The 11,504-nt window shown below is 70.7% G+C and carries 9 protein-coding genes; 5 read left to right on the forward strand and 4 right to left on the reverse strand.

The window, feature by feature from the left end; genetic code table 11:
• Positions 1-169: 169 nt before the first annotated feature.
• Positions 170-2,296: an ATP-binding protein gene (locus Nocox_RS30705; protein ID WP_246649612.1), complete on the forward strand. Its 2,127-nt coding sequence runs from the start codon at positions 170-172 to the stop codon at positions 2,294-2,296.
• Between the two features lie 60 nt (positions 2,297-2,356).
• Positions 2,357-3,985: an IS1182 family transposase gene (locus Nocox_RS30710; RefSeq protein WP_033408455.1), complete on the forward strand. Its 1,629-nt coding sequence runs from the start codon at positions 2,357-2,359 to the stop codon at positions 3,983-3,985.
• Between the two features lie 137 nt (positions 3,986-4,122).
• Here Nocox_RS30710 and Nocox_RS30715 read toward each other — a convergent pair whose 3' ends face one another.
• Positions 4,123-5,124 carry a terpene synthase family protein gene (locus Nocox_RS30715; protein ID WP_157383393.1) on the reverse strand — a complete coding sequence of 334 codons (1,002 nt, stop codon included), beginning with the start codon at positions 5,122-5,124 and terminating at the stop codon, positions 4,123-4,125.
• 177 nt (positions 5,125-5,301) lie between these two features.
• Here Nocox_RS30715 and Nocox_RS30720 point away from each other — a divergent pair, with 177 nt between their 5' ends.
• Together Nocox_RS30720 and Nocox_RS30725 are read left to right on the forward strand one after the other, a co-directional pair.
• Positions 5,302-6,210, forward strand: a complete 909-nt coding sequence (locus tag Nocox_RS30720) for a proteasome assembly chaperone family protein (RefSeq protein WP_020546452.1) — start codon at positions 5,302-5,304, stop codon at positions 6,208-6,210.
• A gap of 50 nt (positions 6,211-6,260) precedes the next feature.
• Positions 6,261-7,301: a Gfo/Idh/MocA family protein gene (locus Nocox_RS30725; protein WP_020546453.1), complete on the forward strand. Its 1,041-nt coding sequence runs from the start codon at positions 6,261-6,263 to the stop codon at positions 7,299-7,301.
• Between the two features lie 62 nt (positions 7,302-7,363).
• Here the strand turns inward: Nocox_RS30725 and Nocox_RS30730 are convergent, their stop codons facing one another.
• The gene (locus tag Nocox_RS30730) at positions 7,364-8,158 is read right to left on the reverse strand and encodes a tyrosine-protein phosphatase (RefSeq protein WP_020546454.1); all 795 of its coding nucleotides are present in this window, start codon (positions 8,156-8,158) and stop codon (positions 7,364-7,366) included.
• A 75-nt stretch (positions 8,159-8,233) separates the two neighbouring features.
• Here Nocox_RS30730 and Nocox_RS30735 point away from each other — a divergent pair, with 75 nt between their 5' ends.
• Positions 8,234-9,106, forward strand: a complete 873-nt coding sequence (locus Nocox_RS30735; RefSeq protein WP_157383394.1) for a hypothetical protein — start codon at positions 8,234-8,236, stop codon at positions 9,104-9,106.
• Here the strand turns inward: Nocox_RS30735 and Nocox_RS30740 are convergent.
• Together Nocox_RS30740 and Nocox_RS30745 are read right to left on the reverse strand one after the other, a co-directional pair.
• Positions 9,086-9,292, reverse strand: a complete 207-nt coding sequence (locus tag Nocox_RS30740) for a hypothetical protein (RefSeq protein WP_020546456.1) — start codon at positions 9,290-9,292, stop codon at positions 9,086-9,088. The two genes, Nocox_RS30735 and Nocox_RS30740, sit on opposite strands and share 21 nt — an antisense overlap.
• Before the next feature lie 85 nt (positions 9,293-9,377).
• Positions 9,378-11,480, reverse strand: a complete 2,103-nt coding sequence (locus tag Nocox_RS30745) for a M6 family metalloprotease domain-containing protein (RefSeq protein WP_246649615.1) — start codon at positions 11,478-11,480, stop codon at positions 9,378-9,380.
• Between the last annotated feature and the right edge of the window lie 24 nt (positions 11,481-11,504).

Here is an 11,504-nt window from a genome sequence, read left to right on the forward strand (position 1 = left end):
GTCGTCGCCCCAGCCGAGGTCCAGGTCGTCCGAAGTCTGCTCGGGGTAGAAATCTTCCACGCCCGACATGCTACCCAGACGTGGAAAGCAACACCGCCCGTGTCCTCAGGTCCAGGGACACGCGGCATTCGCGGGGGTACGATGCCAAAGTTGGTGTCGCCTATCCCCCGTGAGGCTGCGCATGGCCACCCCGACAGGCTGGCGGCGAGAGGGCAATCTTCCGGCGGAGCTCACCACCTTCGTCGGCCGCACGCGACTGCTCGCCAACCTCAGACGGCATCTCAGCGAGTCCCGGCTGGTGACGGTCACGGGCATCGGAGGCGTCGGGAAGTCGCGCACCGTGCTGCGCCTGGCGCACCAGGTTCGCGCCCAGTACCCGGACGGCGTCTGGTTCGCCGATCTGGCCCGGCTGCAGGACGCCGGCATGGTGAAGCACACGATCTCCTCGGCGCTGCGCATCGCCGACCAGTCCTCGCGGGCGGAGTCGGAGTCGCTGTCGGAGTGGGTGGGCGAGCGCGACATGCTGCTCATCATCGACACCTGCGAGCACGTCGTGCAGGGCTGCGCGGAGCTGGTGCACGAGCTGCTGGAGGCGGCGCCCAACCTGAAGGTGCTGGCCACGAGCCGCCAGTCGCTGCACCTGCCGTACGAGCACGTGGTGCCGGTCCCGCCGCTGCAGGTGCCGGGCGACGACCCGGCGGAGAACCTGTTCACCAACGAGTCGGTGCAGCTGTTCGCCGCCCGCGCCGGGGCCAGCGTGCCCGACTTCCAGCTCGACGAGAGCAACATCGGCACGGTGGCCGAGCTGTGCCGGCGGCTCGACGGCATCCCGCTGGCGATCGAGCTGGCCGCGGTGCGGCTGCGGGCGCTGTCGGTCGACCAGATCCTGGGGCTGCTGGCCGACCGGTTCAGCCTGCTGGCCGGGGCGAGCCGTACGGCTCTGCCGCGCCACCAGACGCTGCGCGCGGCGATCGGCTGGAGCCACGAGCTGTGCGAGCCGGCCGAGCGGCTGCTGTGGGCGCGGCTGTCGGTGTTCGCGGGCGACTTCGAGCTGGACGCGGCCCGTTTCGTCTGCTCCGACGGCCGCCTGCCCTCCGAGGACATCACGGACCTCGTGACCGGCCTGGTGGAGAAGTCGGTCCTGCTGATCAGGAGCAACCACGCCGGCGTCCGCTACAAGCTGATCGACACCCTGGCCGAGTACGGCGACGAGTGGCTGGACAAGCTCGGCCAGCGCGAGCAGATGCGCCAGCGGCACCTGGAGTACTACCTGAGCCTGGCCCAGCGCGGCGAGGACGCCTGGTCGGGCCCGCGGCAGATCTACTGGTTCGTCCGGATGCGCCAGGAGCACGACAACGTGCGGGTGGCGCTGGAGCACGCGCTGAAGACGCCGGGCAAGGAGACCCTGGCGCTGACGCTGCTGTCGTCGCTGTGGTTCATGTGGGTGTGCTGTGGTTTCGCCCGCGAGGGGCGGCTCTACCTGGAACGGGCCCTGGAGGCCAATCCCGAGTTCAGCAAGGAGCGCTGCAAGGCGCTGTGGGTGCTCTCGTACGTCAAGAGCGCCCAGGGCGACAGCGCCGGAGCCCAGTCCGCGGCCGAGGAGTGCAGCACCGAGGCGGTGCGGGTGGGCGACTCCCGGGCGGTGATCCTGGCCTCGAAGATGCAGGGCACGGCCGCGCTGCTCCAGGGCGACCTGCAGAAGGCGAGCGCGCTGCTGGGCGTGGCGATCGAGTTCAACACCGACAACAAGGAGCTCAACCCGGGCCTGCTGCCCGCCATCGTCGAGCTGTCGCTGGTGCTGTGCTCGCAGGGCGAGCTGTACGAGGCCGAGTCGCTGCTGCAGGACTGCCTTCAGGTGTGCCGCGAGCGCGGCGAGCTGTGGGTCAGCTCCCACGCGCAGTGGGCGCTGGCCGGCACCAGGCTCGCGACCGGCCGGCCGGACGAGGCGCTGCACAACGCGCGGGAGGCGCTGCGCATCAAGCGGCACTTCCACGACACGCTCGGCACGCTGCTGGCGCTGGAGACCGCGGCGCGCATCTTCGCCACGCTGAACGACGCCGCGATGGCCACGCAGTTGCTGGGTGCGCTGCAGCAGAACTGGAAGACGGCCGGCCTGCCGCAGCTGGGCGCGCCCTGGATGACCGACGACCACGACGACTGCGTACGCGCGTGCAAGCGGGAGCTGGGCGAGCTGGCGTACAAGGACGCCCTGGAGGAAGGCGCGCGGCGCGACCTCGAGGAGGCGTCGGCGCTCGCGCTGGGCGAGCTCGACTCCCCCGGCGACAGCCGGCCCTAGGAGCCTTCTGATGATGTTGCTGACTTCCGATCATGTAGGCCGAGGTTCAGGCTGGACAGCATGATGGGGCATCGTCCCGAGCGGCCGGTAGGGCCGGATGTGTGGAGCACCTGCCGGGAGTTGATCCCGGCAGGGAGCGTGTACGCCTTCCTGGCCGACCACCGCGATGAGCTGTTTCCCGAGGAGATGTTCGCCGACCTGTATGCCGCGACCGATGGCCGGCCGAGCATCCCGCCGCAGATGCTGGCGTGTGTGCTGGTGTTGCAGGCATTGCTGCATCACTCCGATCCTGAAGCCGCGCTGGCGGTGCGCTGTGATCTGCGCTGGAAGGCCGCCTGCGGGCTGGGACTGCAGGATCGGGGCTTCGATCCCTCCCTGCTGGTGTACTTCCGGCAGCGGCTGCGCAGGTCGGGCGACCCGAACCGGATCTTTGCCCGGGTCAGCCGCCTGGCCGCCGGCAGCGGGGCCCTGCGCGGCCGGACCCGGCGGGTGCTGGACTCGGCCGTGCTGGACGACGCGGTGGCCACCCAGGACACCATCACCCAGCTGATCGCGGCGATCCGGCGGGCGGGCAGGCAGGTGCCCGGCGCCGCCCAGGTGATCGCCGGACATTGTCATGCCACCGACTACACCGAGGCGGGCAAACCCGCCATCGCCTGGAACGACGCCACGGCACGGCAGGAACTGGTGTCCGGCCTGGTCACCGATGCGCTCACGGTGGTGGCCGCGTTCGAGACGGCCGCGCTGGCGGGCGAGCTGGACGAGACGGCCGGCCAGGCGCTGGCGCTGCTGGCGCTGGTGGCCGGGCAGGATGTCGAACCGGCCGAGGGCTCTGACGGCACCGATGGGCGCTGGCGGATCGCGCGCAAGGTCGCCACCGACCGGGTCATCTCCACCGTCGACGCCCAGGCCCGGCACGTGCACAAGACCGTGCACCACCGGCAGGACGGCTACAAGGCGCATGTCGTGATCGAGCCCGATACCGGACTGTTCACCGGCGTCCGGCTGACCATGGCCACCGGAGCCGGCAACCACGAGGCGGTGGTCGGTGTCGATCTACTGGCCGAGCCACCCGCCGAGCCACCCGCCGAGCCACCCGCCGACCCGCCGGCCGGCCCGGCGACGTTCGAGGTGCTGGGCGACACGGCGTATGGCACCGGAGACGCCCGCGCCGCGCTGGCCGCTGCCGGGCACTTCGTCATCTTCAAGCCCGCACCCCTGCGCCCGGCGGTGCCCGGCGGCTTCACCATCGACGACTTCCATGTCGATGAGGCTGCGGGCACGGTCACCTGCCCAGCTGATGTGACACGGCGCCTCACCGCGGCACGGTCGGTGACCTTCGGAGCCGCCTGCCGGTCCTGCCCGTTCCGGCAACGCTGCACGACCAGCAAGAACGGTCGTTCCTTACAGGTGCATCCACACGACGCCCTGTTACGACAGGCCCGTCATGCCTGGGCCACCGATCCCGGCCTGACCGCCACCTACCGGCAGCACCGCCCCATGGTCGAACGCTCCATCGCCTGGCTCATCGGCGCCGACGGCGGCGCCCGCAAGCTCCGCTACCGCGGCGTCCAGCGCAACAACCTCTGGCTCCACCTCCGGGCAGCCGCCCTGAACCTGCGTCGCCTGATCAACCTCGGACTCACTCCCACCCAGGGCACCTGGGCGCTCCAGCCGGCCACCGGCTGAAGCGCCCGCAGCGAGCAACAGCGGGCGCTGTTCCGTCGAAGATCTGACCGTTCAGCAGCCCTCTACCTGCCGACCATCACGCAAACAACATTTTCAGAAGGCTCCTAGCCGGGCGGGACGGCCGGGGGGCCGGGCGGCTAGACGGCTCGGGGCCAGCGGGTGTCGTCGGGCCAGGCGCCGACGTAGCGGGCGCTGCCGAGCGAGAACGCGATGTGGCCGCGGACCCAGTGTTCGAGGCCGCGGACGTACTTGCGGACCGGCAGCGTGGCCCAGCGGTCGAGCGCGGCCCGCCGGTCGAGGAAGGCGGCGACGGCGTCGTTGTGCATCTGCGCGACCTCGAGCAGGGCGTCCTGGAGCGTCAGGGACTTGTGCGTGGCCAGCACCGTGACGAGGTTGTGCCGGGCTTTGTCGTTGCCGCGCTCCTTGGCGTAGGACAGCAGGTCGTTGTCCCAGCCGATGAGGTCGCAGGCGAGGTCGGAGAGCGTGCGCACGTCGGGGTGGTGCCACTCCTCGGCTTCGAGCCGGTAGCCGCCGCCCACGTCGATGAGGGCGAAGCAGGTGTAGGTGGCCCCGGTGATGCGGCGCATCAGGACGTAGTCGTCGGGGGTGGGGATCAGGTCGACCTCGCGGTTGGCGGCCTCCCAGATCTGGGCGAACAGATATTCCTTCACCGTGGTGCGCCAGCGGTCCACCTGGGCGGGGCTGGCGACGTCGGAGATGCGGTGGAGAAGCTCCTTGAGCGCGAGGCCGAACGCGTCGCTCCCGTCGGGCTCGCGGCGGCCGTCCAGGATCTCGAGGAGCGGGGGCAGGGCGCGGGCCAGCGCGGAGGCGCGGTGTCCCATCAGCTCGCCCTCGCAGAAGGCGTCGTCGAACGCGAACAGCCAGTTGTACCAGTCGTTGATCAGCCGGAGGCTGTCACGCGGCACGGTGGGGTTGGTCCTGGCCGCGAGCGTACCGATCTTGGAGCGCCGGAAGTGCTCGACGGTGTCGGCGCCTTTGAGCATGTGCGAGGCGGCCAGCCAGGTGTGGCTCTCCTCATCGACCGCGTCGGCGTGCTCGTTGATCTCGCTGGGGAACGGGCACGGCAGCGGGGGGATGTGGAGTGGTCGCCCGGTGAAGGAATGCGCAGAAGTAGCCACGCCCTAAGCATGACGACGGACCGCTCGAATGGCCACAGTCGGGATGTTCACCGGCTTTAATTCTTATTTCACACTGTGAATCCCCTCGCGCGCGCTCTTCAGGGGGCTCCGTGCGCGGAATCGTTCCGACTCGCCGTAGGTTCTGGGAAAGAGTACCTAGGGAAAGGCTGTCCAACCGTGTTCGACCCGAAGGATCTCTACGAGCTCGCAGATGAGCTGCCCGAGCTGCGTGACCTGGTGTTGCTGTACCACTTCGACGGCTTCGTCGACGCGGGGTCCTCCGGGCGGCTGGCGCTGGGACACCTGCTGGCAGAGCTGGAGCACCGGGTCGTGGCGACGTTCGACGTGGACCGGTTGCTCGACTACCGGTCCCGCCGGCCCATCATGACCTTCGACACCGACCGCTGGGTGGAGTGCGAGAGCCATGAGCTCGCCGTGCACCTGGTGGAGGACGCGACGGGGACGCCCTTCCTGCTGATGCAGGGCCCCGAGCCCGACCGGGAGTGGGAGCTGTTCACCGCCGCGGTGAAGACGCTGGCGGAGCGGCTGCGGGTGAGCAAGCTGGTGACCGTGCACGGCATCCCGATGGCCGTCCCGCACACCCGCCCGCTCGGGGTCACCACGCACGCCAGCCGGCCCGAGCTGGTCAACGCGCAGAACAGCGCGTTCGGACGGGTCCAGGTGCCGGGCAGCGCGGCGGCGCTGATCGAGCTGCGCCTCGGCGCGCAGGGCTTCGACGCCATGGGGTACGCCGTGCACGTGCCGCACTACCTGTCGCAGGCGGAGTACCCGACGGCCGCGGTGACCGCGCTGGAGGCGGTGACGCGGGGCACCGGGCTGGTGTTCCCGATGGACGCGCTGCGCGACGCCGCCCGGCGTACCACTGCGGAGATCGAGGAGCAGATCCGGGCCTCCACCGAGCTCTCCTCCGCGATCACCGGCCTGGAGCAGCAGTACGACGCCTTCGCCGCGGGCGCCGAACGCGAGAACCTCATCGCCGAGTCGACCCCGATGCCGACCGGCGACGAGCTCGCCGCCCAGTTCGAACGGTTCCTCGCCGAACGGGAGGACCCGCCCGCCTCCTGAGCGCGCCTCGCCGCCGGGGCTCCGCGAGGCGGTTTGGGTAGCCTGGCCGGATGAGCGAGATCAGGGTCGGGCTGGTCGGGTACGGAGTCGCCGGCGCGTTCTTCCACGCGCCGCTGATCGCCGCCACCCCGGGGCTGCGGCTGTGCGCCGTCGTCACCCGCGATCCGGGACGGCAGTCCGAGGTGGCCGGCCGCTACGGCGCGCAGGGCGTCGCCGACGTCAGGGAGCTGTGGGAGCGGAGCGACCTCGTCGTGGTCGCCTCGCCCAACAGGACCCACGTGGCGACGGCCGCCGCGGCCGTCGAGCAGGGGCTGCCGGTCGTGGTGGACAAGCCGCTGGCCGGCACCGCCGAGGAGGGCCGCGAGCTGGTACGCCTGGCCGAGGAGCGCGGCGTGCTCCTGACCGTCTTCCAGAACCGGCGGTGGGACGGCGACTTCCTGACCGTGCGGCGGCTGGCGGAGGAGGGGGAGCTCGGCGAGATCCGGCGCTTCGAGTCGCGCTTCGAGCGCTGGCGGCCGGTGCCGAAGGGCGGCTGGCGGGAGAACGGCGGGCCCGAGGAGCTCGGCGGGCTGCTCTACGACCTCGGCAGCCACCTGGTGGACCAGGCGATGCAGCTGCTCGGGCCGGTGCGCGAGGTCTACTGCGAGAGCGACGTCCGGCGGCAGGGGGTGTCCTGCGACGACGACACGTTCGTGGCGCTGACGCACGACGGCGGCGCGCGCTCGCACCTGTGGGCCAGCTCGGTGGCGGCGCGGCTCGGGCCGCGTTTCCGGGTGCTGGGGTCGGCGGCCGCGTACGTCAAGCACGGCATGGACGTGCAGGAGGAGCGGCTGCGCGCCGGGACCACGCCCGACGCGCCCGGCTTCGGCGAGGACGAGGAGGACCGCTGGGGCGAGCTCGGCACCGCCGAGGGGCATCGGCGGGTGCGCACCGAGCCGGGGGCCTACCTCGACTTCTACCGGGGCGTGGCGGCGGCGCTGCGCGACGGCGGGCCGCCGCCGGTGGACCCGGGGAGCGCGGTGGACGTGCTCACCGTGCTGGAGGCGGCCCGGCTGTCCGCCACCCAGCGCATCGTGGTCCACCTCCGCTGACAGGGTCCACCTTCGCTGACAGGGACCACCTTCGCTGACAGGAGCCACGTCCGCTGGGGGCGTCAGTCGCGCAGGCGGGTGCGCATGGCGTCCGTGTCGTCCTCGGTCCAGCCGTTGCCGGCCAGCCAGCCCATCGGGCCGCCGAACCGCTCGTCCAGCACCCGGAAGAACTGCTCCAGGTAGCGGGCGCGCGGCAGGTGGTCGTCGGCCGGACGGGAGTCGAGGTCGCCGCGGTAGGTCTCGCTGGCGCGCAGGCGCCCCAGGATCAGCTCCAGCCGCTCGCCGGTGGCCACGTAGTCGGCCACGATGGCCTCCCGCGTCGCGCCCGCGATCTCCAGCGCCAGCGCGCACAGCACGCCGGTGCGGTCCTTGCCGGCCGCGCAGTGCACCAGCGCCGCCCCGTCGTCCAGCGCCATCGTCCGCAGCGCCTCGATCACCGCCGTCGGCCGGTCGCGCAGGTAGCCGAAGTAGAAGCCGGTGACCCGCAGCTCCTCGTCCAGCGCGCGCTCGGCCCAGGGCAGCACCCGCTCGCCGTCGATGCCGGTGGGCCCGGTGTCGGCCTCGACGTCGGTGTACCGCCCGCCCTCGGCGAACAACGTCAGATGGTGGTGCCGCACCTCCGGCACCCGCGTCAGGGGGCCGGGGCCCTCCAGAGTGACCTCCGCCGTGGAGCGGAGATCCACCACGTGCCGCAGTTTCAGCTCGCCTACCAGCAGGTCCACGTCCCGCGGCGTGAGCCCCTGCAGATTGTCGGACCGGAAGACCCGGCCACTTCTCGTGACACCGCCGTCACCGAGGGCGATGCCACCCAGGTCGCGCGCGTTGACCGCGCCGTCAAGCTCGATCCACCTCGTCATTTCGCTCATCATCTTGGACCCTATATGTCCCCCAAAGATGAGCGAATTCAGGCTTGATAACGCAGCATGAAAGGTATGGATCCACGAGCTCTGCCTCCACGGCTGGTGATCGATCCCTCGCTGCCCCCGGAGATCTCGGTAGAGCTGCGGTCGAGCCCGCACATCCTCCGCATGGCTCGGACCGGCAAGCGCATGGACACCACGTTCAACCCCGCGCTGCTGTTCGTCCTGCCCGCCTTCCTGCTGGTGATCAGCCTGCTGGTCAACCTTCCGTTCGCGATCGTGGCCACCGTCGGCGTCGGACTGATCACGCTGTTGCGGTGGGTCGCGGTGGAGGGGTCGTACCGCACGACGCGGCGGCGGCTGCGCCTGGCGTACGCGCACGCCGACCGCTACGTCCTCGCCGAGGACCTGGACTACCCCTGCCAGCAGTTGCTGCGCCGGGCCCAGAACGCGGTCGAGGTCATCCTCGGCTCCAAGGTGCACCGCGCGGGCCTGATCGACACGATCGACAACCAGGTGACGCTGCCGGAGGAGGTCTGGCAGATCGCGCAGCGGCTGCGCAAGCTGTCGGCCATGCACGCCGAGCACGGCAAGCTGGTGCCGCGCGAGCTGCCGCCCGGCATGGAGGAGGCGTTCCGGCCGTACTCCAACGCCCTCGACGCCGCCTGGACGTCGCTGTCGAAGCGGGTACGCCACCTGGAGAAGTACGCCAAACAGGTGATCAAGACCGACAAGGTCTACCAGACGCACCGGCGGCTGGAGGCGCTGGCCGCGAGGACGCCGGACTACCAGCGGCTGATCGCGGAGACCGTTCACGACGAGCTGGCGCACCAGCACATCAGGGAGCTCGCCGACCAGGCGGCGCACGCGCGCAAGATGTTCGAGGAGAGCATCATCCAGGCCAGGCAGGCGGCGGGCGCGCTGCTACGCACCCCCCTCACCTGAGCGTCCGGGGGCGGTCACGCCGATCTTGGCGGTGGGCGGGATGTCCCATTCGACGCTGGCCGCCAGGACGCTCGCGGCCGCGGCGGCGAGGCCGGCCGACACGGACGCGGCCCAGGGCACCTTGCCGAGCCTGCGCCTGGGCCGGTCGGGTAAGTCCTCGATCTTGTCCGGCAGGTCGTCGCTCAACCGGCACCCCCTTCCGGGGGTCGATTCAAGCCGATGGGGCACGGCCGCGCCAGCCGTGCCCCACCGTTTCCCCGAGGGGATCTCGCTACAGGCCGATCACCTGGCAGGTGGCGGTCATCTTCTTGGTCGGGTCGCTCTCGGACGTGGCCGTGAGCTTGACCTGGGCCAGGCGGTCGCCGCCGGCCTCACGGACCGCGTTCACGGTCACGGTGTCGTGCTTGCCGAAGGCGACGGCGGCCAGTTCGTTCGGGAGCTGGGTGGTCCAGCCCTTGCCCTTGACCTCGGCGGACAGCCGGTAGACGTCGGAGCCGAGGTAGGCGCTGACGTCCTCGGGGTGCTGCCCCTGCGCCGGGGCCGCCTTGCCGGTGTTGAACAGCGGGAATTTGCAGGAGGAGAGGTTCTTGCCGGTGGGGACGCCGGCGGCGGGCAGCAGCTTGACGCCGCGGCGCTGCGGGCCCGCGCCGTCCAGCGAGCGGACGGCCACCTTGTACGTCAGCTCGCCGTCCTGGTTGCGCTTCAGGTCGAGGACGTAGAAGTGCAGGCGGTTGGCCTCGTCCACGTGCTCGTACTGGCTGCCGGAGCCGGTGCCGGCGTGGAAGAGGGCGTCGGAGAGCTGGCGGTAGTCGCCGATGGTGATCGGGACCTTGGTGCCGTCAGGCAGGACGTAGTCGGTCATGCCGATGTCCTGCGGGTTGGCGTCGATCACCCACTCGAACGGGGAGCGGTCCTGGTTCTTGGTCTTGGCCAGCAGGACGCCCGAGTCGGGGGTGAAGGAGTCGCTGCCCATGCGGTCCACGACCTCGACGGTGTAGTTCTCGTAGCCGCCGCCGTCGCACAGCGGGTCGGTCGTGACGCAGGTGCTGTTGTCGGCGCCGTCGAAGGCGATGTTGACGCCGGACAGCTCGTTCTGGCCCGGCTGCACGGCCCGCGCCAGCACGTCGGCCACGACCAGGCCGGACTGGGCGAGGGCGGGGCGGGACAGGCGCAGCACGTTCTGCTCGTCGACCATGTTGAGCTTGATCTTGTTGCGGAGCATGTGCTGCGCGCCCATGGAGCCGCCACCGGTCGGCGGGATGAGCCAGCGCGAGTGCGGGCCGCCGGGGCCGTTGAAGCTGCCGCGGCTCAGCATCTCCCAGATGCCGGTGTAGGCGCGTCTCGGCGGCACCCCGTACGGGTTGTTGTAGTTGTCGGCGATGCCGAAGATGTGGCTCAGCTCATGGGCGTAGACCCCCATGCCGGAGCTCTCGGCCTGCACCGAGTCGACGCCGAAGCGGGCGTTCGGCCAGAAGGTGGAGCCGGCCTGCCAGGAGGTCCACTCGACGTAGCGGGTCCTGGACCAGTTGGGCAGGTTGGGGTCGTCGGGGCCCCACGCGTCCGGCACGTCCTCCTTGGTGGGGAACTTCATCATGCCGAACTCCTGCCAGGTGGACGACTCGTCCTGGCCGGCGCTCAGGTAGAAGACGAAGTCGAACTGGCCGGCGCCCTCCTGGCCGACGTCGGCGAGCCAGGCGGCGTTGCCGTCGCCCCGCAGGTTCCTGGTGCAGGTGTCGCCGGCGGGGCAGGCGTCCCGCTGGTACTCCATGGCGTACTCGTGGTCCTTGCCCGGCATCGTGTACGGGCCGAACCCGGTCAGCTCGACCCCGATGCGCCCGCCGGAGTCCTCCATCCAGTACTCGTGGATGGTGTGGCCCTTGTTGAGCTCATTGGGGGTGTTGAGGAAGTCCTGGTAGAACTTCGCGACCTGGTCACGCGGCACGTCGTGGGCCTCGGCGCTCGGGTTCGCGAAGATCGTCGAGCCCTTCGGCTGGGTGACGACGAACGGCTGGTTCGGGTAGTCCAGCAGGACGAGCGCGCCCTTGAAGGTGCGCTGCGAGCCCTTGACGCTGGGATCGTTCCAGTTGGTGCCGGGCGGCTTCTTGTAGTCCGCCCAGGTCATGTTGTCGGGGTTCTCCCAGTTCTGCGGGTCGATCGGCTCGATGCCCGGCGTCGCGGGGCGGCCGCGCATCGTCTGGGCGGCGTCCATAGGGGTGTCGCTCTGCCACGGCTGCGCCTGCGGCCAGTGGTCGCGGCGCCACGGGTGTTCGGGGTCGCTGGGGGGTGCTGCGGAAGCTGGGGTCGACACCAACGCGATCGGAACCATCACGATGGTCGCGAGCAGCCCCTTGTATAGCTTCTTCGGGACAATCACGACACGACGCTATAGACGTTGTTG

Source organism: Nonomuraea coxensis DSM 45129 (genome assembly GCF_019397265.1).
GTDB lineage: Bacteria > Actinomycetota > Actinomycetes > Streptosporangiales > Streptosporangiaceae > Nonomuraea > Nonomuraea coxensis.

What these genes read in the sequence shown, in the direction of transcription:
- Nocox_RS30710 (WP_033408455.1), top strand. Translation starts at nt 2,357, where the DNA reads ATGATGGGGCATCGTCCCGAGCGGCCGGTAGGGCCGGATGTGTGGAGC.
- Nocox_RS30725 (WP_020546453.1), top strand. Translation starts at nt 6,261, where the DNA reads ATGAGCGAGATCAGGGTCGGGCTGGTCGGGTACGGAGTCGCCGGCGCG.
- Nocox_RS30730 (WP_020546454.1), bottom strand. Translation starts at nt 8,158, where the DNA reads ATGACGAGGTGGATCGAGCTTGACGGCGCGGTCAACGCGCGCGACCTG.
- Nocox_RS30735 (WP_157383394.1), top strand. Translation starts at nt 8,234, where the DNA reads ATGGATCCACGAGCTCTGCCTCCACGGCTGGTGATCGATCCCTCGCTG.